23 protein-coding genes and 1 pseudogene are annotated in these 24915 nt (G+C 71.5%); 12 read left to right on the top strand and 12 right to left on the bottom strand.

The genetic code is table 11. The features are described from left to right. Positions 1–15: 15 nt before the first annotated feature. Both DJ021_RS01545 and DJ021_RS01540 read left to right on the top strand, forming a co-directional pair. A complete protein-coding gene (locus tag DJ021_RS01545) occupies positions 16–1869 on the top strand; it encodes a DUF885 domain-containing protein (RefSeq protein ID WP_424443720.1) in 1854 nt (617 codons plus the stop codon). Positions 1870–1959: 90 nt separating this feature from the next. Beyond that, positions 1960–2595: a glutathione S-transferase family protein gene (locus DJ021_RS01540; RefSeq protein ID WP_111455864.1), complete on the top strand. Its 636-nt coding sequence runs from the start codon at positions 1960–1962 to the stop codon at positions 2593–2595. 146 nt (positions 2596–2741) lie between these two features. Here the strand turns inward: DJ021_RS01540 and DJ021_RS01535 are convergent, their stop codons facing one another. Then, the gene (locus DJ021_RS01535) at positions 2742–3131 is read right to left on the bottom strand and encodes a VOC family protein (RefSeq protein WP_111455863.1); all 390 of its coding nucleotides are present in this window, start codon (positions 3129–3131) and stop codon (positions 2742–2744) included. 14 nt (positions 3132–3145) lie between these two features. After that, on the bottom strand, positions 3146–4099 hold the full coding sequence (locus DJ021_RS01530) for a LysR family transcriptional regulator (RefSeq protein ID WP_111455862.1): 954 nt from the start codon (positions 4097–4099) through the stop codon (positions 3146–3148). Between the two features lie 147 nt (positions 4100–4246). Between DJ021_RS01530 and DJ021_RS01525 the strand changes: the two genes are divergently transcribed. The 3 genes from DJ021_RS01525 to DJ021_RS01515 are packed head-to-tail and all read left to right on the top strand — an operon-like array spanning position 4247 to position 8306. Then, positions 4247–5329: an HlyD family secretion protein gene (locus tag DJ021_RS01525; protein WP_243625877.1), complete on the top strand. Its 1083-nt coding sequence runs from the start codon at positions 4247–4249 to the stop codon at positions 5327–5329. A 12-nt stretch (positions 5330–5341) separates the two neighbouring features. Continuing rightward, positions 5342–6868, top strand: coding sequence for an MDR family MFS transporter (locus DJ021_RS01520; RefSeq protein WP_111455861.1), 1527 nt, complete (start codon positions 5342–5344; stop codon positions 6866–6868). Beyond that, positions 6852–8306, top strand: coding sequence for an efflux transporter outer membrane subunit (locus tag DJ021_RS01515; RefSeq protein ID WP_111455860.1), 1455 nt, complete (start codon positions 6852–6854; stop codon positions 8304–8306). The genes DJ021_RS01520 and DJ021_RS01515 overlap by 17 nt, the downstream gene beginning before the upstream one ends. On the opposite strand, the gene DJ021_RS01510 is transcribed toward DJ021_RS01515, so the two are convergent. Beyond that, on the bottom strand, positions 8303–10336 hold the full coding sequence (locus DJ021_RS01510) for an elongation factor G (RefSeq protein WP_111455859.1): 2034 nt from the start codon (positions 10334–10336) through the stop codon (positions 8303–8305). The genes DJ021_RS01515 and DJ021_RS01510 overlap by 4 nt on opposite strands. A 256-nt stretch (positions 10337–10592) precedes the next feature. On the opposite strand from DJ021_RS01510, the gene DJ021_RS01505 reads away from it, so the two are divergent. After that, complete coding sequence (locus tag DJ021_RS01505; RefSeq protein ID WP_133254916.1) at positions 10593–11021, top strand: hypothetical protein; 429 nt, start codon at positions 10593–10595, stop codon at positions 11019–11021. Positions 11022–11057: 36 nt separating this feature from the next. Then, positions 11058–11783 carry a hypothetical protein gene (locus DJ021_RS01500; protein WP_207801746.1) on the top strand — a complete coding sequence of 242 codons (726 nt, stop codon included), beginning with the start codon at positions 11058–11060 and terminating at the stop codon, positions 11781–11783. 70 nt (positions 11784–11853) lie between these two features. Here the strand turns inward: DJ021_RS01500 and DJ021_RS01495 are convergent, their stop codons facing one another. Continuing rightward, positions 11854–13464 carry an EAL domain-containing protein gene (locus DJ021_RS01495; protein ID WP_111455857.1) on the bottom strand — a complete coding sequence of 537 codons (1611 nt, stop codon included), beginning with the start codon at positions 13462–13464 and terminating at the stop codon, positions 11854–11856. 154 nt (positions 13465–13618) lie between these two features. Between DJ021_RS01495 and DJ021_RS01490 the strand changes: the two genes are divergently transcribed. Next, positions 13619–14716, top strand: coding sequence for a phosphatidylinositol-specific phospholipase C1-like protein (locus tag DJ021_RS01490; protein ID WP_111455856.1), 1098 nt, complete (start codon positions 13619–13621; stop codon positions 14714–14716). Here the strand turns inward: DJ021_RS01490 and DJ021_RS18620 are convergent. Further along, a complete protein-coding gene (locus DJ021_RS18620; RefSeq protein WP_133254915.1) occupies positions 14713–15291 on the bottom strand; it encodes a hypothetical protein in 579 nt (192 codons plus the stop codon). The two genes, DJ021_RS01490 and DJ021_RS18620, sit on opposite strands and share 4 nt — an antisense overlap. A gap of 143 nt (positions 15292–15434) precedes the next feature. On the opposite strand from DJ021_RS18620, the gene DJ021_RS01480 reads away from it, so the two are divergent. After that, positions 15435–16136, top strand: a complete 702-nt coding sequence (locus DJ021_RS01480; protein ID WP_111455854.1) for a DUF1345 domain-containing protein — start codon at positions 15435–15437, stop codon at positions 16134–16136. A gap of 24 nt (positions 16137–16160) precedes the next feature. Here the strand turns inward: DJ021_RS01480 and DJ021_RS19155 are convergent, their stop codons facing one another. Further along, positions 16161–16358, bottom strand: coding sequence for a cold-shock protein (locus DJ021_RS19155; protein WP_243626107.1), 198 nt, complete (start codon positions 16356–16358; stop codon positions 16161–16163). A gap of 228 nt (positions 16359–16586) precedes the next feature. Then, positions 16587–16784: pseudogene (locus tag DJ021_RS19150) on the bottom strand (cold-shock protein); the annotation flags it as partial. A 181-nt stretch (positions 16785–16965) separates the two neighbouring features. Between DJ021_RS19150 and DJ021_RS01470 the strand changes: the two are divergent. Next, positions 16966–17553 (top strand): LOG family protein, encoded by a 588-nt coding sequence (locus tag DJ021_RS01470; protein ID WP_111455852.1) that lies wholly within the window; start codon positions 16966–16968, stop codon positions 17551–17553. 18 nt (positions 17554–17571) lie between these two features. On the opposite strand, the gene tauD is transcribed toward DJ021_RS01470, so the two are convergent. Continuing rightward, complete coding sequence (gene tauD / locus DJ021_RS01465; protein ID WP_341538126.1) at positions 17572–18456, bottom strand: taurine dioxygenase; 885 nt, start codon at positions 18454–18456, stop codon at positions 17572–17574. Between the two features lie 59 nt (positions 18457–18515). Continuing rightward, positions 18516–19433 (bottom strand): alpha/beta fold hydrolase, encoded by a 918-nt coding sequence (locus DJ021_RS01460; RefSeq protein ID WP_111455850.1) that lies wholly within the window; start codon positions 19431–19433, stop codon positions 18516–18518. A 122-nt stretch (positions 19434–19555) separates the two neighbouring features. On the opposite strand from DJ021_RS01460, the gene DJ021_RS01455 reads away from it, so the two are divergent. Further along, on the top strand, positions 19556–20461 hold the full coding sequence (locus DJ021_RS01455; protein ID WP_111455849.1) for a LysR family transcriptional regulator: 906 nt from the start codon (positions 19556–19558) through the stop codon (positions 20459–20461). Positions 20462–20611: 150 nt separating this feature from the next. Continuing rightward, on the top strand, positions 20612–21901 hold the full coding sequence (locus DJ021_RS01450; protein WP_111455848.1) for a GAF domain-containing sensor histidine kinase: 1290 nt from the start codon (positions 20612–20614) through the stop codon (positions 21899–21901). On the opposite strand, the gene DJ021_RS01445 is transcribed toward DJ021_RS01450, so the two are convergent. The 3 genes from DJ021_RS01445 to DJ021_RS01435 form a co-directional block, all read right to left on the bottom strand. Further along, a complete protein-coding gene (locus DJ021_RS01445) occupies positions 21898–22791 on the bottom strand; it encodes an NAD(P)-dependent oxidoreductase (protein ID WP_111455847.1) in 894 nt (297 codons plus the stop codon). The genes DJ021_RS01450 and DJ021_RS01445 overlap by 4 nt on opposite strands. A gap of 2 nt (positions 22792–22793) precedes the next feature. Next, positions 22794–24236, bottom strand: coding sequence for an NAD-dependent succinate-semialdehyde dehydrogenase (locus DJ021_RS01440; protein WP_111455846.1), 1443 nt, complete (start codon positions 24234–24236; stop codon positions 22794–22796). A gap of 159 nt (positions 24237–24395) precedes the next feature. Next, positions 24396–24896 (bottom strand): OmpA family protein, encoded by a 501-nt coding sequence (locus tag DJ021_RS01435; protein WP_165837076.1) that lies wholly within the window; start codon positions 24894–24896, stop codon positions 24396–24398. Positions 24897–24915: the final 19 nt, after the last annotated feature.

Here is a 24915-nt window from a genome sequence, read left to right as displayed (position 1 = left end):
TATTTCACCCAAGGAATGAACTCGATGACGAAGATCGATCGCCGTGGCTTCCTCGCGACCTCCGCAGGCGCGGCCCTGCTCGCCGCCTCGCCGGCGCTGGCCCAGCCCGCCCTGACCGCTACGGCCGGCGCCCAGGACGCCCGGCTGCTGGCGCTGCTCGACCGGATCTTCAACGAGGAGGTCGACGACAGTCCCGAGCGCGCCACCTCGCTCGGCCTCGACAAGGGTCCCCGCGCAGCCCTGAAAAGCCATCTCGACGACTATTCGTCGGCCGAGCGGGCGCGGCAGCTGGAGCTTACGCGCGCCCGCGTCGCGGCGCTGAAGGCGATCGACCGGCGGCAGCTCTCCGAGCCGTCCAAGGTCGACTACGATGTCGTGCTGTACCAGCAGCAGAACGCCCTGACGGCCGGCGACCGCTACAAGTTCGGCCACGTGGGCGGGCGCTTCGTCCCCTACGTGATCAGCCAGCAGTCCGGCGTCTACCAGGACATCCCCGACTTCCTCGACAACCAGCACAAGGTCGAGACCGCGGCCGATGCCGACGCCTATCTCTCGCGGCTGCGTGAGTTCGCCCGCGCGCTCGACCAGGACACCCAGCGGTTCCGCGAGGACACCGGCGCCGGCGTGGTCCCGCCGGACTTCATGTTCGACCTGGCCATGGGCCAGATGCACGCCATCCGCGACAAGCCGGCCGCCGAGAGCGTGCTGGTGTCCTCGCTGGTCGGCAAGGCGAAGAAGGCCGGACTGACCGGCGACTACGCCGCCCGGGCCGCGAAGATCGTCGCCGACGACGTCTATCCGGCGCTCGACCGGCAGATGGCGGCGGTCAGCGCCCTGCGGCCGCGGGCCACCGCGGACGCCGGAGTCTGGAAGCTGAAGGGCGGCGAGGCCTACTACGCCGACGCCCTGAAGGCGGCGACCACCACCGACCTGCCGCCGGAGGAGATCCACAAGCTGGGCCTCGAGCAGGTGGCCGACATCACCGCCCGGATCGACGTCATCCTGAAGGCCAAGGGCATGACCCAGGGCACGGTGGGCGCGCGGCTCGCGGCGCTGAACGAGGACCCGGCGCAGCTCTACCCCAACACCGACGAGGGCCGGGCGGCGCTGATCTCCTGGCTGAACGACCAGATCGCCAGCGTCTACAAGATGCTGCCGCAGGCGTTCGCCACCCTGCCCAAGGCCAAGGTGGAGGTGCGGCGGGTGCCGCCGTTCATCCAGGACGGGGCCGCCAACGGCTACTACCAGTCCGCCGCCCTCGATGGCTCGCGGCCGGCGCTCTACTTCATCAACCTGAAGGACACCCACGACTGGCCGAAGTTCGGCCTGCCGACCCTGACCTACCACGAGGCGGTCCCGGGCCATCACCTGCAGATCTCGCTGGCGCAGGAGTCGACCCGCATCCCGATCCTGCGACGCACCGGCGGCGGGCTGTCGGCCTACACCGAAGGCTGGGCGCTCTATTCCGAGCAGCTGGCCTACGAGATGGGCGTCTACGGCGACGATCCGCTCGGCCAGGCGGGCTTCTGGCAGAGCCTGTTGTTCCGCGCCGCGCGGCTGGTGGTCGACACCGGCATCCATTCCAAGCGCTGGAGCCGCGAGCAGGCCACCCAGTACATGGTCGACACCACCGGCTACGCCCGCGGCCGCAGCCAGCGCGAGGTCGAGCGCTACTGCGGCTGGCCGGGCCAGGCCTGCAGCTACAAGGTCGGCCATACTGTGTGGATGCGGGTGCGCGACGACGCCAGGCGCCGGCTGGGCCCGAAGTTCGACCTGCGCGCCTACCACGACGCGGCCCTGCTCTCCGGCGCCATGCCGATGACAGTGCTGGAGCAGCACATGTCCGACTGGGTCGCCCGCCAGGCCTGACCGCCGCCCCTGCTGACATGTCGCTGTCAGCAGGGCGGGTGTAGGGTCTTCGTCGACGCCCGAGAGCGCCGTTCCAACGAGGGCCCAGCCATGTCCGAAGAGCTCGTCTTCTACACAAACCCGATGTCGCGCGGCCGCATCGTCCGCTGGATGCTGGAGGAGGTGGGCCAGCCCTACCGCACCGAGGTGCTCGACTACGACAAGATGAAGGCCCCGGCCTATCTGGCGATCAATCCGATGGGCAAGGTGCCGGCCATCGCCCATGGCGACACCGTGGTGACCGAGGCCGCGGCGATCTGCGCCTACCTGGCCGACGCCTTCCCGCAGGCGGGCCTGGCGCCGCCGCCCGGCGACCGCGCGCGCGGCCCCTACTATCGCTGGCTGTTCTTCGCGGCCGGACCGGTGGAAGCGGCGGTGACCAACAAGAGCATGGGCTTCGAGGTCCCCGAGGAACGTCGCCGGATGGCGGGCTACGGCTGCCTCGCCGACGTGATCAACGCCCTGGAGACCGCGCTGGACGGCCGCGAGTATCTGGCCGGCGACCGCTTCAGCGCTGCGGACCTCTATGTGGGCGCGCAGATGGCCTGGGGCCTGCAGTTCGGCACGATCGAGAAGCGTCCGGCCTTCGAGGCCTATGCGGCGCGGCTGATCAACCGGCCGGCGGCGGTGCGGGCCCGCGAGATCGACGATGCGCTCATGGCCGCGCCTGAGGCGGTGTCGGCCTAGGTTGATCGCTCGAAGCCCTCTCCCCCTTGCGGGGAGAGGGTTGGGAGAGGGGGTGTCGGCTCCGCTTTTCGGGGACGGAGCGGCGGACTCACAGCTTGCACCCCCACCCCCGACCCCTCCCCGCAAGGGGGAGGGGAGTGATGCAACTAGACGGTCCTGGGCTCGAGCAGATCCCAGCGGTTGCCGTAGAGGTCCTCGAACACCGCCACGGATCCGTAGGGCTCGTGGCGGGGCTCTTCGAGGAAGCGCACGCCGGCCGCCCGCATGCGGGCGTGGTCCGCGGCGAAGTCCTCGGTGTGCAGGAACAGCAAGACGCGGCCGCCGGCCTGGTCGCCGATCCGTGCAACCTGGGCCTCGCCGTCGGCCCGGGCCAGCAGCAGCGCGCCCGCCGAGCCCTTCGGCCGGACCACGACCCAGCGCTTGGTCGGGCCCTGGATGGTGTCCTCGACCAGTTCGAAGCCGACCTTGTCGACGTAGAAGTCGATCGCCTCGTCGTAGTCGCGGACGAGCAGGGCGGTCAGGGCCAGATGGGGCATGCGGTCCTCGAAGGTCAGATGGCGGCGGCGACGGCGCGGATCAGGTCCCGCATCCAGGCGATGGCGGGCTCGGCCAGCCGTTCCTTGAGGAACAGCAGGCTCACGTCCACCGTGGGCGAGGCGTAGGGCGGCTCGATCAGCTTCACCCGGCCGCCCTGGGCGGAGAGCATGGCCAGGCGCCGCGGGATCAGCGCCGCCATGTCCGAGCGGCTGGTGACCGCCAGCGCGGAGTAGGTGTCGGGCACCGTCACGCCCACCCGGCGGGTGAGGCCCTGAGCGGCCAGCGCCGCCTCGAAGGCGCCGGCGTCCTCCCAGCTGGGGCGGGTGACCAGGCTGCGGCGCTCCACCCGGTCCTCGCCGATCCCGGGCAGGGTGGGGGAGATCACCACGTGGCGCACCGACGCCAGGGCCTCGACGTCGACGGTGTCGAGCTTCGCCAAGGGGTGGTCGATGCGGACCACCCAGGCCAGGCCTTCCTTGGCGATGGTTTCGCGAGCGAACCGTTCCGGCGCCGCGACCAGGCCGCCGACCAGGAAGTCCACGCGGTGAGCGTCCATCCGGTCCAGCACGTCGGGCGTGTACTGGGCGACCACCAGTTCGGCGCGGGGCGCATCGGTCGCCAGCTGTCCGACCAGCGGCGGGGCCAGCACCGCGCAGGCGTAGGCCCCGGCCACCAGGGCGAAGCGCCGCTCACTGGTGGCGGGGTCGAAGTCCGAGGGGGCGAGCGCCTGCTGCAGCTGGTTGAGCGCGGCGTGCACCTGCGGGCCCATCTCCAGCGCCCGGGGCGTCGGCTGCATCCCCGAGGGGCCGCGCGCGAACAGCTCGTCGTTCAGCACGTAGCGCAGCCGATTGAGCGCATGACTCACGGCCGACTGCGTGAGGCCCAGCCGGGCGCCTGCGCGCGTGACGCTGCGCTCTTCGAGCAGTACGTCAAAGACGCGCAACAGATTGAGGTCCAGCGCGATCATGCATTCCGCTCATTTGCTGCGTGACAACATATCATTTGGATCATTCGATGCGCAGCCTTATCTGCACTTCGACGGGAGAACGGCGCCGCTTGCGGTGACCGGCCTTCCTCTATTTCGCCGATCAATCCGTAGAGAGGGGCTCGCGACGTGAGCGAACCTGAAGTCATTTCGGCCCGTGGCGCCGCCGACGTCGATCCGAAAGCCGGGCGCGACAGCTTCCTGCGCCGCTGGCGCTGGCCGCTGATCCTCGGCGGTCCGTTGCTGATCCTGGCGGCGGTGATCTACGTCGTCATGACCGGCGGCCACTACCAGGCCACCGACGACGCCTACGTCCAGATCGCCAAGGTGCCGGTGGCGCCCTCGATCGCCGGCCGCGTGACCGACATCTACGTCCACGAGAACCAGGCCGTGAAGAAGGGCCAGGTGCTGTTCCGCCTCGACGCGCGCGACTTCCAGGCCAACGCCGCGGCCGCCGCGGCGCAGGTGGCCAACGCCGCCCAGCAGATCAACGCGCAACGCGCGGTCTATCAGCAGCAGCAGGCGAGCGTGCAGGCGGCGCAGGACAGCCTGACCTTCGCCACCCGCGAGGCCAATCGCCAGCGCCAGCTGGCCGCCGCCGGCGTCGCCTCGCAACAGCAGGTCGACCAGGCGCTCCACGCGGCCCAGCAGGCGCGTCAGCAGCTCGCCGTCGCCCAGCAGACCGCCGCCGAAGCCCTGGCCAATCTGGGCGGCGATCCCCGCCTTACGCCCGCCTCCGCCCCGGCCGTCATGCAGGCGCAGGCGCAGCTCGATCGCGCCCGCCTGAACGTCTCCTACACCACCGTGATCGCCCCCTCCGACGGGGTGGTGACCCGCGTCGAGCAGATGCCGCTCGGGACCTACCTGAACGCCTCCCAGACCGGCTTCTGGCTGCTTTCCGGCCAGCCGTGGATCGAGGCCAACTTCAAGGAAGACCAGCTCGCCCACATGAAGGTCGGCCAGCCGGTGACCATCAAGGTCGACGCCTATCCGCAGGCCGACATCAAGGGCCGCGTGGCGAGCTTCTCGCCCGGCACCGGCCAGGCCTTCTCCGCCCTGCCGGCCCAGAACGCCACGGGCAACTGGGTGAAGGTCGTCCAGCGCCTGCCAGTGCGCATCGCCTTCGACCGCCCGCCGCCGGGCATGGCGGCCCGCGCCGGCCTCTCCGCCAATGTGAAGGTCGACGTGCGCGCGCCCGGCCGCGCCGGCTAAGGACGGCCCGCCATGAGCGCAGAGCAGGACGCCAAGAACCGGTGGCCGATCACCATCAGCATCATGCTGGCCACGGTGATGAACTCGCTCGACACGACGATCGCCAACGTCGCCCTGCCGCACATGCAGGGCAGCATCTCGGCGTCGCCGGAGCAGATCACCTGGGTCCTGACGTCGTACATCGTCTCGGCGGCGATCATGACGCCGATGTCCGGCTGGCTGGCCGACCGGCTCGGCCGCAAGAACATGTTCCTGATCTCCATCGGCGGCTTCACCGTGGCCTCGATGCTCTGCGGCATCGCCACCAGCCTGCCGGAGATCGTGCTGTTCCGCCTGTTGCAAGGCGTGTTCGGCGCGGCCCTGATCCCGCTCTCCCAGGCGGTGCTGCTCGACATCAACCCGCCGGAGAAGCACGGCCAGGCCATGGCCATCTGGGGGGCGGGCGCGATCCTCGGGCCGATCCTCGGCCCGGCGCTGGGCGGCTACCTGACCGAGAACTTCTCCTGGCGGTGGTGTTTCTACATCAACCTGCCGATCGGCATCCTGGCCCTGCTCGGGGTGTGGTTCTTCATCTCGGGCGACCGGGTGAAGCGCACCAAGCCCTTCGATTTCCTGGGCTTCGGCATGCTCACCCTGTTCGTGGGCGCCTTCCAGCTGGTGCTGGACCGGGGGCCGAGCCAGGACTGGTACTCGTCGCCGGAGATCTGGACCGAGACCATCCTGGCGATCGTCGGCCTGTGGGTGTTCGTGATCCACACCATGACCGCCAGGCACCCGTTCTTCGACCGGGCGCTGCTCCGCGACCGCAACTTCGTGACCGCCAGCATCTTCGGTTTCTTCATCGGCATCCTGCTGTTCTCGACCATGGCCCTGCTGCCGCCGATGATGCAGGTGCTGCTGGGCTATCCGGTGCTGACCTCCGGCCTGGTGAGCATGCCGCGCGGCCTCGGCTCGTTCGTCGCCATGTTCGCGGTGGGGCAGCTGGTCGGCCGCGTCGACACCCGGCTGATCCTGTTCACAGGCCTCTGCATCAGCTGCGTCGCGCTCTGGCAGATGATGCACTTCGACCTGGCCATGACCACCATGCCGCTGATCGTCTCCGGGGTGATCCAGGGCCTCGGCATCGGGTTGCTGTTCGTGCCGCTGTCGACGCTGGCCTTCGCCACCGTGCCGCCGGCGCTGCGGCCTGAGGGCTCGTCGGTCTACACCCTGGTCCGCAACCTGGGCTCCAGCGTCGGCATCTCCATCATGAACGCCTTGGTGGTGGCCAACACCCAGACCATGCACGCCTCGATCGCCGCCCATGTCATCACGAGCGACGCGACGGTGCGGACCATGCTGCCGCCGATGTTCAATCCGGACACCGCGGCGGGGATCACCGCGCTCAACGCCGAAGTCACCCGGCAGGCGACGATGATCGCCTACATCGACGACTTCAAACTCATGTTCATCATCACCATCGCCTGCATGCCCATGCTGCTCTTGATGCGCAAACCGAGGCGAACGGGCGGGGAGCCTATCCATGCCGCTGTCGACTAGATCCCTTCGCCGCCTCGCCGTGGCCTCGGTCTCCGCCCTGGCGCTGAGCGCCTGCGCCACCGTCGGTCCGAACTTCAGGACGCCGGAGCCGCCCAAGGGCCCGGCCGCGGCCGGCTACGCCATGGCCGGCGACGCGCCGGCCCCCGGCGTGCGCCTGACCCCCGACGTCCGGGCCGGGGGGCCGTGGTGGCAGGCGTTCGGCTCGCCGGAGCTGGACCAGTCCGTGCGCCAGGCTTTGGCCGACAGCCCGACCGTGGCCGAGGCGACCGCCACCCTGCAACGCGCGCAGGCCCAGCTCGCCGCCACCCGGGGGGCCCAGGCGCCGCAGGTCGACGCCAACGCCGGCGCCCAGCGCGAGCGGATCAACACCCAGGCGTTCGGCTTCACCGGCTTTCCCAGCCCGACCATCAACCTGTTCTCGATCGGCGGCGGGGTCTCCTACGACCTCGACCTGTTCGGCGGCCGCAAGCGCGCCACCGAGGCCGCCCAGGCGCGCGCCGAGATGGCCGCCCGCCAGGCCGACGCCGCCTACCTGACGCTGTCCGGCAACGTGGCGCTGCAGGCGATGCGGATCGCCAGCCTCCGGGCCCAGATCGCCACCCTGCAGACCATCATCGCCGACGACCAGCGAGTGGTGGAGATGGTGCGCAAGGCCCAGCAGGCCGGCGGCGAGGCGCCGTCGGCGGTGACCGGCGGCCTGGCCCAGGTGGCGCAGGACGAGGCGCTGCTGCCGCCGCTGGTCCGCGACCTGAACGCCGCGCGCCACCAGATGGCGCTGCTGGCCGGCAAGTCGCCCGCGGAGTTCAGCGCGCCGGACTTCGACATGGCCCGGCTCACCGTCCCGTCGGACATCCCGGTCAGCCTGCCCTCGGCGCTGGTGCGCAACCGGCCGGACATCCTGGCGGCCGAGGCCGACCTGCACGCCGCGACCGCCGCGGTCGGGGTGGCGGTGGCCAACCAGTACCCGGACATCCGGCTGAGCGCGAACCTGACCCAGAGCGCCATCAAGCCGGAGAACCTCTTCAACTACGCCTCCAGCGGCTGGAACCTGATGGGCGGGGTGACCGCGCCGATCTTCCACGGCGGCACGCTGAAGGCCGAGCGCCAGGCGGCGGAGGCGGACGCCCGCGCTTCGATGGCCCGCTACCAGCAGACGGTGCTGCGGGCCTTCGTGCAGGTCTCCGACGTGCTCGCGGCCCTGGCCTCCGACCAGCAGTCGCTGGCCGCGTTGGGCCAGGCCCAGACGGCGGCCGAGGCCACCGCCCGTGACGCCCAGACCGCCTATCGGCTCGGCGGCGGGACCCTGCTGCAGGTCATCGACGCCCAGCGGCAGCTGAACCGCGCACGCCGCGCCACCGTCGAGGCCGAAGGCCAGCGCTACGCCGACCTCGTCCAGCTGTTCACCGCCACCGCGGCTGACTGGCGGACGGCGACCTAAGCGCCTGGCCGCGCGCCCTGGCTGGCCTCGCTGGCCAGGCGGCCGGTGAGTTCGGCCATGTGGTCGAAGTCGGCCTCGAAGGCGCCCAGGCCCTGGGTCAGCCCGCGCAGTTCGGCGATCAGGTCCTGTCGCTCGCTCTGCGGCAGGTAGGCCTCGATCCGCTCCCAGCCGCGCCAGTCCTCGCGCGGCGCGAGCCCCAGGATCTGGCCGCGCCGGGCGGTCAGCGCCGAGGTGACGTTGGAGGCGTGGGGCGACGGCGAATAGACCGTCAGCTTCTCGATCGGCTCCAGCAGGATCGACCCGCAGGCCTTCAGGGCCTCCTCGATGGCCATGCGCCCGGCCATCCGGAACGCCATTTCCGAGGAATCGACGCTGTGGGTCTGGCCGTCCACCAGGGTGACCTCGAGGTCGGTGACCGGAAAGCCCAGCGGCCCCTTGATCAGGCCGTCGCGGGCGCCCTGCTCGACGGCCGGGATCCACTGTTTCGGCACCGCCCCGCCGACCACCTTCGCCTGGAAGACGAAGCCGGAGCCGCGCGGCAGCGGCCGCACCTCAATGGTGACGTCGGCGAACTGGCCGTGGCCGCCGGACTGCTTCTTGTGGCGGGCGTGCTGGGTCACCGGGCGCTGGATGGTTTCGCGGTAGGGCGTCCGCGGCTGTTCGGTGTCGATCTCCACGCCGAAGCGGCGCTTCAGGCGTTCCAGCGCCAGGCGCACGTGGCCCTCGCCCTGGCCGGCGAGCCGGATCTGACGCGCCTCGGGATCGTGGGTCAGGGACAGCCCGGCGTCCTCCTCGATCAGCTTGGAGAGCGCGCCGGAGAGCCGCACGTCGTCCTTGTGGTTCCGGGCCGCCAGCGCCACGGCGAACAGCGGGCGGCGCGGCCGGGCGGCCGCCGCGGCCGCCTGTGGCCTGCCGCTCAGCGACAGGATCTGGCCGCCGGCGGCGGCCTCGACCTTGCCGATGGCGCAGATGTCGCCCGGCGCGGCCGCCGTGATCTTCCGCAGCGTTGGGCCCTGCACGGCGAACAGCCCGCCGGCGCGGCAGCGTTCCCCGTCCGGGAGCACCAGCTCGGCCCCGTCGTCCAGCGTCTTCCCGAACACCCGGGCGTAGGCCAGCTTGCCGGACTGGCCGGCGTAGGCGGTCTTCAGCACATAGGCGCCGCCGCCCTCGATCCCGATCCGCTCGGCCGCACGGTCCGGGGCGGGCATCTCGTGGCGCAGCGCCTTCAACAGCCGGCCGACCCCGAAGCCGGTCTGCGCCGAGCCGAAGAACACCGGCACGATCAGGCCCGCGTTCATCTCCCGCACCAGGTCGGCGAACACCGCGTCCCGGCTGGGGATGACGTCGGAGAGCAGCTGTTCGAGGAGCTCGTCGTCGAAGTCGGCGATCTGCTCCAGCATGTGGAAGCGCGCCTGGGCCTCGGCCTCGCGTAGCTCGCCGGGGATCTCCACCTGCTGCGACGGCTCGCCGGGGCGGTGGACGAAGGCGCGCTCGAGCGCCAGGTCGATGAAGCCGGAGACGTGATCGCCCTCCCAAGTCGGGATCTGGCGGGCCACCAGCGGCGCGGAGCTTACCGGCGCGAGGGCCTCCAGCAGCTCGTGCAGGTTGCCGCGGGCCTGGTCCATCTTGTTGACGAACAGCGCGTGCGGCACGCCCAGCCGCTCCAGCTCGCGCAGCGTCGGCTGCAGCAGCGCGGCCTTGGCGGGATCGGGCTCGGCCACCACCACCGCCAGGTCGACGGCGGGCACGGCCGCGTCGAGATCGGAGCAGAACTCCAGCGACCCGGGGCAGTCGATCACCGCATAGCGGTCGCCCATGAACTCGAAGTCGGCGAGGTTCAGCTCCACCGAATGGCCGCGCGCGCGGGCCTCGGGACTGGAGTCGCCGACCTTCTCCGCCGCGCCGCCGTTCGCCCGTCGGTCGACGGCGCCGGTGGTCAGGAGAAGGGATTCCAGCAAGGCGGTCTTGCCGGCGCTCGTGGGGCCCACGAGCGCCAACGCTCGCACGGACCCCGCCGTCTGAATCGGCATGGTCTTCCTCCCATCATCTCGGGCGCCAAGGATGTCCCCGAAGTCCCCCGGGTTCAGATGATCCATGGCGCGACATCAGACGGTCGCGGGCGCGAGCCGCCCTTGGAGCAGAGCCTATGCCTGCTTTTTGAGGAGCGCCAGCAACTCGGCCACGTGCCCCGTGCCGGCCCCGCACGGGGCGGCAACAAACATCACCTTAGGAACCGCCGTCCGCGCCGAACGCTGTTGGGCGCTCGCCCCCCGAAGGAAGAAACAGATGCGAAAACTAATAGCTGCGCCGATCGGCGCGGCCTTGTCCCTGGCCCTGCTCGCCGGCTGCTCCAAGCCCGCGTCCCAGACCGCCGCCGCCGCCGACAGCGCCGGCGCCTCAGCCTCCAATGCGGCGACCGGCGCGGCCGACTCCGCCGCGAGCGGCGCCGCCGGCGCCGGGGGCGCAGTGTCGCCGCCGAGCTCGTCCGAGAACAGCGCGATCAACACCGACGCCAACAAGACCGAGACCACCCAGACGCCCGGCTCCAACTCGTTCACCGAGGCCCAGGCCAAGGGTCACATCGAGAACGCCGGCTACACCGACGTCACCGGCCTGACCAAGACCGCCGACGGCATGTGGACCGGCCAGGCCAAGAAGGGCGGCAAGACCATGGGCGTCTCGCTCGATTTCAAGGGCGCCGTCACCGCCAAATAGTCGCCCGCGTTCCATCCACAGTTTCAAGGAGAACTCATGGCCCAGGCCATCACCCGTCTGTTCGACACTCACAACGAAGCCCTTTCCGCCATCCGCGACCTGGAGGCCGCCGGCATCGACCACGCCCGCATCAGCCTGATCGCCAACAATGCCGACAAGTGGCACGACGGTGATCGTCGGGGCGACGACAACGACACCGCCGAGGGCGCGGCCAAGGGCGCGACCACCGGCGGCCTGATCGGCGGCGCCGGCGGCCTGCTGGCCGGATTGGGCATGCTGGCGATCCCCGGCCTCGGGCCGGTGGTGGCCGCGGGCTGGCTGGTCTCCACCGCGGCCGGCGCGATCGCGGGCGCTGTCGCCGGCGGCGCGGCGGGCGGCGTGCTGGGCGCGCTCAAGGACGCGGGCCACAGCGACGACGACGCGCAGGTCTACGCCGAAGGCGTACGCCGCGGCGGCTCGCTGGTGAGCGTCAAGGCGCAGGACTCCGGAGAGGCCGCCCGGGCCGAGCAGATCCTGATGACGCACGGCGGCGTCGACGCCGAGCGGCGCGGACAGGATTATCGCCAGACCGGCTGGGCGCGGTTCGACGAGAACGCCGCGCCGTACGACCCCACCCAGATCGCGGCGGAACGCGACCGCTATCGCGAGCCCCGGTCCTTCCAGGGCGCGGGCTCCGACAGCATCGACTATGGAACCGACGGCCGGGCGACGGGCGTCGGCGCCGATCTGCGGCCCAGCGGCCCGACGGTGCGCGACCTCTAGGTCGGTTCATCTCGAAGGCGCGGCGCTCCACCTGGTGGGGCGCCGCGTCGCGTGAGCTGTGTCAGGCCGGCTAGCGGCCGAGCGCCGGCCGCACCTTCGGCTTGGCGATCTCGGGCCCCTGGGCCGCCTGCGGCGTGTCGGCCGCCGCGCCATAGAGCCAGCCCTGGGCCAGGTGGACGCCGGCCCGGCGCACGGCGTCCTCGGCGGCCTTGGTCTCGACCATCTCCGCCAGCGTGCGGATGCCGAGCTCGCCGCACATCTTCACCAGGTGCTTGACGAAGGTGGCCTCGCGGCCGCCGTGCTGCAGGTCGCGGATGTAGCGGCCGTCGATCTTCAGGACGTCGAGGCGCAGTTGCTGGAGATAGGCCAGCGACGCCGCGCCGGCGCCGAAATCGTCCAGGCAGATCTCGCAACCGTGCTCGCGCAGCGCCTGCAGGTGGCGGTCGGCGAGCGCCAGGTCGTCCAGCGCCGCGCTCTCGGTGAGCTCGAACATCAGCCGGCCGCGGGTCTTCGGCTGGGCGGCGATCATGGCGCAGGCCTGCTCGATGAACTGCGGGCTGACGATGGTGCGTCCCGAGACGTTGACCGCCAGCTTGAGCCCCGCGTCGCGCCCCAGCGTCTGCAGCGCGCGTTCGAGGATCGCCAGGTCCAGCGGCTCGATGAGGTCCATCTCCTCGGCCATGCGGATCAGCGGGAACGGGCTCTCCTCCTCGCCGAACCGGACCAGGGTCTCGTAATGGTGGACGGCGCCGTTCAGCAGCGACACCACCGGCTGGTAGACCAGGCGGAAGCGCTTCTCGCGGATCGCCAGGCCCAGCGCGCCGACGTCGTCGAGCGTGCGCTGCATGGCCTGGCTGAGGGCGTCGGAGAGGTTTGCCGGCGTCGGCCGGTCCATGCCGTCGCGCAGGAAGCTGTCGAGCGAATAGCGCAGGGCGCGCACGGCCTGGCGCGACTGGACGTCGCCCTTCAGGGACATGACGTCGGCGGCCGGTTCGATCTTCGTCCCGAGGCCGGTGTCCATCAGCCGGGCGACCCGCCGCACCAGCGTCTCCGGGGTCTCGCCGCGGGCGCGCACCAGGGCGAACCGCTCCGCGCCCAACTCGGTTGCGGCCGAGCCGCCGTGGGCCTGGGCGCGCATGACGCCGGCCAGGCGGGTTTCCAGGTCCTGGCGGTCTTCGGGGGCCACGGTCTCCCGCGCGGCGGCGAGGCCGGCCATCTCGATCAACGCCAGCTCGAGGTCCGCGCCGCTCGACTGTGCGGTCTGCAACAGGGCGGCGGTGAGGTCCTCGAAGGACTTGCGGTCGGGCAGCTCGCCGGGAGCCAGCGCGGCCTCCGGCGTGGCCAGCGACAGGGCGCAGGACACCGCGCCGCCGTTCTCCGGCAGGGTGAAGGCCGAGAGGCTGGCCGCACGGGCGACGCCGTCCGGGCTGGCGAACCGCACCACCACCGGGCCGCCGCGCTGGCCCGACTCCAGGCCGTCGAACAGCGCCTCCACCATCGGCCGGTCGGCGGCTTCGATGACGCTCCGCCAGGGACGACCCAGCAGGGCTTCGCCGGCGCTTCCGGAGATGACTTCGCTGGCGCCGAGCACGAACGCGACCAGGCCGTCGGGCGCGACCTCGATGAGCAGATCTGCGCTCGCGAACGCCAGGCCGAGCAGCCGTTGAGACCCGATGGACAAGGCGGGCTCCTGATACCCCTGAACGTAGAGCCTACCGCGCCGGCCTTAACCCGGGGTTGCGACGGCGGCCGGGCGTCACGCGTGCTGGTTTCATGGCGCAGCCGCCGGTATTCATGCCTGACGTTCGAATACGTCGTCGATGTAGGGGGATGCGATGCTGGGGCTGCTGTTCGCCGCGGGGCTTGCGATCTCCGCCGCCTGTGACCTGGAACATCCGTCCGGCGCGCCCGGCTGCACGCGCGCCGCCGTCGACGCCTTGCCGATGAACGCCCTGCAGACCGTGGGCACCCACAACAGCTACAAGATGGCGATCGCGCCCAAGGAGATGGCGCTGATCCGCGCCAGCGCGCCGAAGGAGGCCGACGGGCTGGACTATTCGCACGGGCCGCTGAGCGGGCAGCTGGCCGACGGCGCGCGGCAGCTGGAGCTCGACATCGTCAACGATCCGGCCGGCGGCCTCTACGCCGATCCGCTGGCCCGCAGGATCGTGCGCGACACCACGCCCTACGACCTCGCGCCGCTGCGCGGGAAGGGCTTCAAGGTGATGCACGTGCCGGACCTCGACTACCGCTCGGTCTGCCCGCTGTTCACCGGCTGCCTGGCGGAGATCCGCGCCTGGTCGCGGGCGCACCCCGACCACGTGCCGATCCTGGTCCTGCTGAACCTCAAGGAGGACAACCTGAAGATCCCCGGAGCGGTGAAGCTGGCGGCGTTCGACGCAAAGGCCATGGACGCTGTCGACGCGGAGATCCGCTCGGTCTTCCTGCCGGGCGAGCTGATCACGCCGGACAAGGTGCAGGGCCGCTATCCGAGCCTGAAGGCCGCGGTCGCCGCCGGGGCCTGGCCGCGGCTGAAGGCGGCCCGCGGCAAGGTGATGTTCGCCCTCGACGCCCCGCCGGAGCAGGTCGCCCGCTATCGCGGGGCCCGCAAGGTGCTGGAGGGGCGGGTGATGTTCGTCAACGTCGACGAGGCCTCGCCGGCCGCCGGCTGCATCACCCTCAACGAGCCGGAGGCGCTCGGCGCGCGGATCCGGGCGGCGGTGAAGGCCGGGCTCATCGTGCGGACCCGGGCCGACGCCGACACCGTGGAGGCCCGCACCGACAACCGCGCGCCGCAGGCGGCCGCCTTCGCCTCAGGCGCGCAGTACGTCTCCACCGACTACATGCGGCCCGATCCCCGCTTCGGGCCCTACCAGGCGCGGCTGCCCGGCGGCGGGATCGCCCGGCGCTCGCCGGCCGCAGCTGGACCTTAGGGCCCGGACGGCCCGCCCTGCGCCGCGGCGGGTTCCGCCGCCGCCGTGGGAATGCCGCCGGGAGCGTCGGCTGCCCCAGCCGGCGGCGGGAGGTTCGCCGCCACGTCGGCGGCCGGCGCGGCGGCCTCGGCGGTGTTGGGGGGCGGCGCAGCCGCGGCCTGCTCTGCGGGCGCCGGGCCGGCCTTGCTCTTGCCGCGGCCGAACACCCGCTTGACCAGTCCGACCGTGCCGCCGCCCAGCTTGTTGCCGACGAAGCCGGCGGCGGCGCTGCCGAGGGGCCCTCCGGCCGCGCCCGCGGCGCTGCCGAGCACGCCACCCACGGCGCCGCCGATCGCCTTGGCGACCTCCGGCTTCTGCTTCGGCTGGGCGTTGGCCTTGGGCGCGGGCCCAGGCGCAGGGGACGGCGCAGGGGCAGGGGCTGGATCGCCAAGCTTTGGCCCGGGCGCTTCTGGAGACGCATCTACGGCCGGCGGCGGCGATGGCGGCGGAGCCGGGAATTCGGGGGCTGACTGGGCCCAGGCGCCGAGCGGCGCGGCCAGGGCGGCCGCGAGGCCCGCCACCAGGAGTCTACGCATCAACAACTCTCCTCGCGTCCCCCCGTGAGGAAATCCAACGCCTTGACCGCTGGGCGGTTCAGTTCGCGAGGGGCCATGCCGGCTGGCGGCGACCCCGGACTCGCGCGATGGTCGGGTCGGGCATCCGGGAGTGATCGGTCGCCATGACCCAGGGAAATATGGAAGCCGCCGAGCGCCAGGCCGCCTGGATGGCGCTGCTCCTGGCGCGTCCGAGGCTATGGATGGCCTTCGCCGGCGGACTGGCGGTCGGCGTGGGCTGCCACTGGCTGGCCGGGCTCCATCCCAGCACCAGCGTCATCCTGGGGTGGGACGCCACCTGTCTCACCTACATCGGCCTGATGATGCACAACATCGCCGCGCGCTCGCCCGAGGAGATGCGGGCCCGCGCGGCGCGCGACGATCAGAGCCGCGGGACGATCCTGGTGATCGTGCTGGTGGCCGCGGTGGCCAGCGTGGTCGCCGTCGGCCTGGAGCTGTCGCTGGCGAAGAAGGCGGCGGACCTGGAACGGACCGTGAGGGTCGCGCTGGCGTTCGTCACCGTGGCCTCGTCCTGGTTCATGATCCACCTGATGTTCGCCCTGCACTACGCGCACGGCTACTACGACTGCGACGCGGTGGGGCTGGGGGACGTGGGCGGGCTGAAGTTCCCGGGCGACGAGCCGCCGGACTACTGGGACTTCCTGCACTTCTCGGTGATCATCGGCGTGGCCTCGCAGACGGCGGACGTCGCCATCACGTCCAAAGCCCTGCGCAGGCTGAGCACGGTGCACAGCCTGTTCGCCTTCGCCTTCAACACGGTGATCGTGGCGTTGACGATCAACCTGCTGGCGGGCCTGCTCTCCTAGGAAAACAGGCCCGACCGCCGGGCCTTAGCCCGTAACGCGCAGGTTGGTGGCCGACGTCTTGCCGCTGCGGCGATCCTGCTCGAGGTCGTAGGCGACCGTCTGGCCTTCGTTGAGGCCGCGCAGACCCGCCTGTTCGACCGCCGAGATGTGCACGAACACGTCCTGGCCGCCGTCGTCGGGCTGGATGAAGCCGAAGCCCTTCGTCGGGTTGAACCACTTCACGGTGCCCGCACCGGCGCCCGCCGCGTCGCCGCCGCCACGGCCACCGCCGCCACCGCCGCCGAAGCCGCCGCCACGAGGACGGTCGAAGCCGCCGCCGCCGCCGCGGTCGTAACCGCCGCCGCCGCCGCCGCCGCCGCCGCCGCCGAAGCCGCCGCCGCGCGGACGGTCAAAACCGCCGCCGCCGCCGCCGCCGCCGCGCGACGGAGCCGCGCCCTGGCCGGTGACCACCAGCTGTCCGGCGGACAGCTTGCCGGACCTGCGGTCCTGCTCCAGCTCGAACTGGACCTGGTCGCCCTCGTTCAGGCCGCGCAGGCCTGCCTGTTCGACTGCTGAGATGTGGACGAAGACGTCTGATCCGCCGTCGTCCGGTTGAATGAAGCCAAAACCCTTAGCGGTGTTGAACCACTTGACCGTGCCGCTCGCCATTCGCGTGACCTAACCGAGATAGAAATCTGCGCCGCGCTGACGACGCCCGGCCGCCGATTGTGGCGGGCCGTGATGGCTATGTAGCGGGCGAACGGGCCGGAGGCCAGCCGCGCCGTGACACAAGCGCGCAATCAGCTTATCAGCGTGCGCTTTCGTCGAAAGCGTGCCGAAGAAACCCCCCGTGAAAAGCATCTGCATCTACTGCGGCTCCGCGGCCGGCGCCGACCCTGCCTTCCTGGAGGAAGCGGTCTCCGCCGGCACGCTGATCGCCCAGGCCGGCCTGACCCTGGTCTACGGCGGCGGGCGCGTGGGGCTGATGGGCGCGGTGGCCGACGCCGCCCTGGCGGCCGGCGGCAAGGTGGTCGGCGTCATGCCCGCCGACCTGGTGAACCAGGAGATCGGCCACACCGGCCTGACCGAGCTGCGGGTGGTCAACTCCATGCACGAGCGCAAGTGGGCCATGGCCGAGCTGGCCGACGGCTTCCTCTGCCTGCCGGGCGGCCCCGGCACGTTCGAGGAGATCTTCGAGCAGTGGACCTGGGCCCTGCTCGGCTTCCATTCCAAGCCCTGCGGCTTCGTCAACGTGAACGGCTATTACGACCTGCTCCGCCAGACGGTGCAGCAGATGGCCGACAAGGGCTTCCTGGCCCAGTCCTACGTCGACATGCTGATCTACACCGACAGGACCGCCCAGGCGCTGGACGCCTTCCGCGCCTATGTCGCGCCGCCGCCGAAGTGGGGCGTGGCCGCGGTCGAGCAGCGCTACTGAGGCGCGGACGGCGCGACGCTATTCCGCCGCGACCCTGTCGGCCGCGGCCTCGCCCGGCCTGCGGGAGCGGTGGTAGGGCCGGTCGCCGAGCACGGTGGCGCGGTTCATCACCCGGCGGTGCGGCAGGTAGTCGTTGACCGCATAGTGCTGGGTCACCCGATTGTCCCAGAAGGCGATGGCGTTGGGCGTCCAGCGCCAGCGCACCACGAACTCCGGCTGCTGGATGTGCTGGAACAGCATGGCGAGGATGGCGTCGCTCTCCTTGCGGCGCAGGCCCTTGATCCGTTCGGTGAAGCCGTAGTTGACGAACAGGCCGTCCTCGCCGGTCTCCGGATGGGTGCGGACCACCGGGTGCAGCACCGGCGGGTGGTCCTCCAGCGCCTGGGCGTGCTTGTCCGCGCCCGCCGCGCCGGCCACCCGACCGCGGGCCGGGAAGCCGCGGGCGAAGTCATGGACCGCGTCCAGGCCGACCAGGAAATCCCGCAGCGGCGGCGACAGCGCCTCGTAGGCCGCCTTCATGTTCGACCACACCGTGTCGCCGCCGTTGGCCGGCAGCAGCCTGGCGTAGAGGATCGAGGCCATGGGCGGGGTCTCGATGAAGGTGATGTCGGTGTGCCAGGCGTCGTTGTCGGTGGGGTTGCCGCCGTGGTTGTCGAGGATGAAGAGCTCCGGCGCCTCCGGCACGCCCGGATAGAGCGGATGGGTGTGCAGCGGCCCGAAGCGGGCGGCGAAGTCGCGGTGCTGGACCGGCGTGATGTGCTGGTCCTGGAAGAAGATCACCTGGTGGGCCAGCAGCGCCTGGCGGATCTCGCCGATCAGGTCGTCGGAGAGCGGCTGGGCGAGGTCGACGCCTTCGACGACCGCGCCGATGGTGGGGGTGAGCGGACTGATCCGGACGGGCATGGGCAGGCCTCCGCGCTGTCGGAGGAAGCCAACTCCATCCGCCGCCCGTCGTCAAAGGATCAGGTCTTGGCGTCGAGGAAGGCCCGGACCGCGGAGACGGTGGCGGCCGGCTGCTCCTCCATCAGCCAGTGGCCGGAGCCGGGGATGGTCAGCTCGTGCACGTCGACGGCGGCGAAGCGCATGACCGTCGCCATCATCGGACCGAACGAGGCGCTGCCGCCGATCGCCAGCACCGGCATGGTCAGCTTGCCCCGGGCCAGGAAGGCCTTGTTGTCCTGCGCGTCCTGGTCGAAGGCGGCGAACTGGGCGAAGCCGGAGTGCATGGCGCCGGGCCGGGCGTAGAGGGCGGCGTAGTGGACCCGGGAGGCCTCGCTGAACCGGCTGGGGTCGGCGGAGAACTCGTTCCAGAAGCGGTCGAGGTAGATCCGCTCGCGGCCGGCCACCAGGCGCTCCATGTCCGGCCCGCCGAAGCGGAAGTGCCAGAGCAGGGGGTTCTTCAGGATCTCTTCCCAGGGACCGACGCCGGGCAGGGGCGCATCCATCAGCACGAAACGGGTCACCCGATCGGGATGCTCGGCGGCGAAGGCGTAGCCGACCATGTTGCCGATGTCGTGGGTGACCAGGTCCGCGCGCTGGATCTTCAGCGCGTCCAGCACCCCGGCGACGTCGCCGCCTTGGGTCTTCTTATCGTAGCCGCCGGCCGGGTGGGACGACAGACCCATGCCGCGCAGGTCGGGGACGACGACGGTGTGGTCGCGGGCGAGGTCGGCGGCCATCGGCGCCCACATGTCGCCGGTCTCGCCATAGCCGTGCAGCAGCACCACCGCGGGCCCGTGGCCGCCGACGCGGACGTGGAGGGTCGCGCCGTTGACGGCGATCTCCTGGGTGCGGAAACCGGCCGGGAAGGGCTGGAGCTGGGCGGCGGCCGGCCAAGCCAGCAGCAGGGCGCCGAACGCCGCGAGCAGGGTGCGGAACATGAGGTGGCCTCTCCATAGGCAGGCGCGGGTCCGATCCCGCCCGTCTCGACATCAGGATGCGGCCAGAGCAGTGTCGGCAGTAGCCGGTCGAATCCGGAACCGGTTTTCGGGAATGCCGAACAATGATGAAGCTGGACGGCGTGGCCGCCTTCGTGGCGGTCGCCGACGCCGGTTCGATCAGCGAGGCCGCCCGCCGCATGGGCTCGGCGAAGTCGGTGGTCAGTGAGCGGCTCGCGGAACTGGAGCGTTCGGTCGGGGCGCGGCTTGTGCAGCGGACCACCCGCCGGCTGTCTCTCACCGAAGACGGCCTGGTCTTCCTGGAGCGCGCCCGGCGCATCGTCCAGGAGACGGTGGAGGCGGCGGCGGAGCTGTCGGAGCGGCGCGGCTTGCTGGTCGGGCCGTTGCGGATCTCCGCGCCGCTGAGCTTCGGCCTGCTGCACCTCGGGCCCGCGCTCTATCCGTTCCTCAAGCGACATCCGGGCATCGACCTGACTCTCGATCTCGACGACCGCTTCGTGGACCCTGCGGCGGACGGCTATGACGCGGTGATCCGGCATGGCGCCCTGGCCGACAGCCGGCTGGTGGCGAAGCACCTGGCGTCCAGCCGGCGCGTCCTTGTCGCCTCGCCCGGCTACCTGGCCGAACACGGCGCGCCGTCGTCCATCGCTGACCTCGAGCGGCATCGCGGCGTCATCTACCTCAATCGGAACGGCGCGGACTGGCGCTTCCAGGGGCCGGACGCCCTGGTCAGCGTGCGGCCGGCCGCCGGCCTGCGGGTCAACAATGGCGTCGTCATGCGCGACGCCGCCATGGCCGGGCTGGGGATCGCCCTGCTGCCGGTGTTCATGCTCCACCAGGCGCTGGCGAGCGGCGAACTGCAGGTCGTCGATGTGGGTCTCAAGCCGGAGCCGACCAGCATCTACCTGGCCTATCCCAAGGACCGGCGGGTCTCGGCCAAGGTGCGGGCCCTGACCGACGGCCTGCGCGGCGCGTTCGGCGATCCGCCCTACTGGGCTGCCGGCGAGTAGGTCGCACGCATCACGGCGTTCTCCGACGGATGCGAATTCACACGTTATGTGGTCCGCTGCGCCGACCTGGAGCGCTGCCGTGGGCGATTTTGCTTGCCGCCCGAAGAACGCGTTCCGCAGAGTTGAATTCCATCAAGGCGGCAAGGACTTATGGACGATCCGGTTGCCGAGGACGTCGCCAGGATCGCCCGGATCGAGGTGATCCCGAAGATCCTCGAGGTCATCTGCCGCACCACCGGCATGGGCTTCGCCGCGGTCGCGCGGGTGACCGACGACCGCTGGGTGGCCTGCGCCGTCCGCGATGAGATCGACTTCGGCCTGGTCCCCGGGGGCGAACTTGAGGTCCAGACGACCATCTGCAGCGAGATCCGCGACTCCGGTCAGGCCGTGGTCATCGACCACGTGGCCAAGGACAACGCGTTCCGCGGCCACCCGACGGCTGCGCAGTACGGGTTCCAGAGCTACATCTCCGTCCCGATCTCCCGCCAAGGCGCCTTCTTCGGGACCCTGTGCGCCATCGATCCGCGACCGGCGCGCCTGAAGGCGGCGAAGGCCCAGGCGATGTTCGAGCTCTACGCCGAGCTGATCGCCTTCCACCTGGAGGCGGAGGAGCGGCTATCGCGCAGCGAGGCGGCCCTGCTGAACGAGCGCCAGACCGCGGAGCTGCGCGAGCAGTTCATCGCCGTGCTCGGCCACGACCTGCGCAATCCCCTCGCCTCCATCGACGCGGGCGGCCGGCTGCTGCTCAGGACCGAGCTCGACGAAGAGGCCGTCGGCCTCGTCCGGCTTGTGCAGAGCAGCGTCCAGCGCATGGCGGGCCTGATCGACAATCTGCTCGACTTCGCGCGCGGACGGTTGGGCGGCGGCATCGACGTCGAGCTGCACGAGGATCCGGTCCTTGCCTCCGTCCTGGAGCAGATCGTCGCGGAGCTTCAGGCCGCCCATCCTGAGCGGCTGATCGACGTCGAGATCGACCTTCGCCGGCCTGTCCCCTGCGACCCGCGGCGCATCGCACAGCTGTTCTCGAACCTGCTGGCCAACGCCCTGACCCATGGCTCGCAGGACGTCCCGGTGGGGGTCCAGGCCACCACCGAGGGTGGCCGTTTCGTGCTTTCGGTGACCAACGGCGGACAGCCCATCCCGGCCTCCGCGATGGCGCGGCTGTTCGAGCCGTTCTCGCGCCCCTCCGGCCGTGCGTCCCAGCAGGGCCTCGGCCTTGGCCTCTACATCGCCGCGGAGATCGCCCGCGCGCACGGCGGCCTGCTCGACGTGGCCTCCGACCCAGGCGAGACCCGGTTCACCTTCAGCATGCCGCTGGCCGGCGCGGCGGCGACCGACGAGGGCTCCGCACAGACGCCGCCGGCGCGGCCGGACGCCGTCGCCCGGACCCTGGTGCGTCGTCGCCGCTCCGCCGAGGTGCTGCAGCGGTCCGGAGGCTAGGACCCCGATCGAGGCTGGACGCCCGCGTTGCGGGAGACCGCCAGGCCGACCGCCGCCCAGTCGATGTCCTCGCCTTCCTGCGCGAGGGCTTCGATCAGGTGGTCGCGGATCACGCCCAGGAAGGGCATCGGCGCGCGCAACTGCTCGGCCGCGACGCCGATCAGCCGCATGTCCTTCAGGCCCAGCGGGGCGGCGAAGCCGGCGGGGCGATAGCGCTCCTCCGCCAGGATCTCACCGTAGAGCTGGTAGACCGGCGACCCGAACACGGTGCCGGTGAACACCTCCAGCAGGGTGGTCTTCGCGACCCCGCCCTTGGCGGCGACGGTCATAGCCTCGGCCATGGCCTCGATCGCCGACATGAGCATGAAGTTGCTGCACAGCTTGACGAGGTTCGCCGCGGACGGCTTGTCGCCGACCGCGAAGGTGCGCTGGCCCACGGCGTCGAACAGCGGCTGGGCGCGGGCGATCTGGTCGGCCGCCCCGGCAGTGACCACGAACAGCTTGGCGGCCTGGGCGGCGGGCGGACGGCCCAGGACGCAGGCGGACAGATAGCCCTGACCGTGCTCGGCGTGGACGGCGGCCAGGCGGTCGCCGAGTTCGACGCCGATCGTGCTCATGGAGATATGCAGGCCGCCCTGCGGCAGGCCGGCCAGGACGCCGTCGGGGCCGTGGACGACGCTCTCCACCGCGGCGTCGTCGGCCAGCATGGTGATCACCACGCCCGCTCGCGCCGCCTCCGCAGGCGTCTGCGCCAGGGTCGCGCCCGCCTCGACCAGCGGCTGGGCCTTCTGCGGCGTGCGGTTCCAGACGGCGACCTTGTGGCCGGCGCGGACCAGGTTGGCCGCGATCGCCGATCCCATGGAGCCCAGGCCGATAAATCCGATGTCCATGCTCACTCCTGAACCAGCACGCTCTTGATGTTGACGAACTCGTGGATGCCGAACTCCGAGCATTCGCGCCCGTGGCCGGACTCCTTCACCCCGCCGAACGGCATGCGCGGATCGGAGCGGACGTTGGCGTTGACGAAGCTCATGCCGGCTTCGAGCTGTTCGGCGGCGATCCGCTCGCCGCGCGCCAGGTCCCGGGTCAGCACCCCCGAGCCCAGGCCGAAGCGGGAGCTGTTGGCGATGCGGATGGCGTCGGCCTCGTCCCTGGCTTCGATCACCGCGGCGACCGGGCCGAAGACCTCCTCGTCATAGGCCGGCATGCCGGGGCGGACGTCGGTGAGCACGGTGGCCGGATACCAGGCGCCCGGCTTGTCAGGGACCTCGCCGCCGGTCAGCAGCCGCGCGCCGGCGGCGATGCTCTTCTGCACCTGGGCGTGGATGTCGTCGCGGGCGTGGACGCTCTGCATCGGCCCGAGCTTGGTCGCCGCGTCGCGCGGATCGCCCATCTGGTAGGCGCGCATCTTTTCGGTCAGCGCGCGCTCGAAGGCCTCGCGGATCTCGGCGGCGACGATGAAGCGCTTGCCGGCGATGCAGCTCTGGCCGCCGTTGACCATCCGCGCCGTGGCGCAGATGCCGGCGGCCTTGTCGATGTCGACGTCCTCCAGCACCAGATAGGCGTCGGAGCCCCCGAGCTCGAGCACGCTCTTCTTGAGCACGCCGCCTGCGGCGCCCGCCACTTCGCGGCCGGCCGCGACGCTGCCGGTCAAGGTGACCGCGGCGATGCTCGGATCCTCGATCAGGGCGCGGACGTCGCGGCTGGGGATCAGGGCGGTGCGGAAGACGTCTTCGGGGAAGCCGGCCTCGCGGAACACGTCCTCGATGGCCAGGGCACAGCCGGGCACGCTGCTGGCGTGCTTCAGCACCGCGGCGTCGCCGGCCATCAGGTTCGGGGCGGCGAAGCGGAACACCTGCCAGAAGGGGAAATTCCACGGCATCACCGCCAGCACGACGCCCAGTGGGTTGAAGGTCACGAAGGCCTTGGGGCCGCCCATGTCGATCGGCCGCCGCGCCAGGAAGCCCTCGGCGTGGTCGGCGAAGAAGTCGCAGGCGCCGGCGCACTTCTCGATCTCGGCCAGGCCCTCGTTCCGGGTCTTGCCCATCTCCGCGGTCATCAGCTCGGCGAACTCGTCCATGCGGCGGCGCAGCACTTGGGCCGCGGCCTTCATCAGCCGCGCGCGCTCGGCGAACGGCGTGTCCCGCCAGCCAGGCCAGGCGGCGCGCACCCGCCGGGCGATCTCCAGGGCCTCGTCGCCGCTATGGCCCTCGTAGCTGCGGCCCGGCTGGCCGCTCGACGGGTCTGTCGCGGTGAAGCGCGGCTTGCCGCCACCTGGAGGGGCGGGCTCATGGCCCCGGGATTGGTCGCGTTCGGGAGGGATGCGCTCGTCCATGGTGGGAGCCCTTTCGCCGATCGGATGTCTGGACGCCGCCGGCGCGCGCGCAGGGCGCGGCCGGACGATGAGCTAAGGTAGGAAGGCTGCCGGCCGAACCCAACGCCCGGCGCGCAAGTTCCCTGTCCGGCTGCCCGTCCGACTACCCGTCGCCCCAGGCTACCAGCGGCGGCCGATCGCGCGGATCAGCACGTGGTCGCCGGCGGGCTCGGCCGCCGCCAGCGGCAGGATCTGCAGCTGAGCGGGCGCCACGCCCTGGGTCAGCAGATACTGGCGCACGGTCTCGGCGCGGCTCTTCGCCAGCGCCGCCTGGGCCTCGGGCGCGCCGTGGTTGTCGGCGTCCGGCAGGATGACGATCGGAACGCCGGGATGGCAGACCAGCCAGGCGATCGCCGGGGCCAGCGCCGCAGGCGCGGCGCCGGGCAGGGAGGTCTCGGCGAAACCGAAATTCACCTCGGCGGGCGACACCGAGGCCAGCGGCTGGGCGGCGCAGGCGGTGGCCGGGGGCACGTCGCGGTGGGCGCGGGCGTCGAGGATCGCCTGGCTGGGCTGTGGCCGCGCGCGCGGGGTCAGGCAGCCGCCGAGGCCGGCGGTGGCGAGCACCAGGCCGGCGGTCAGCGCGATGCGGCCTGCGGCGCGACTTCGGCCCCGCGCGTCCATGAGCCTGCGCTGACGGGAC

Source organism: Phenylobacterium hankyongense (assembly GCF_003254505.1).
GTDB lineage: Bacteria > Pseudomonadota > Alphaproteobacteria > Caulobacterales > Caulobacteraceae > Phenylobacterium > Phenylobacterium hankyongense.
Note: the sequence above shows the minus strand (reverse complement) of the source record. Positions and strands in the feature narration are given on the sequence as shown.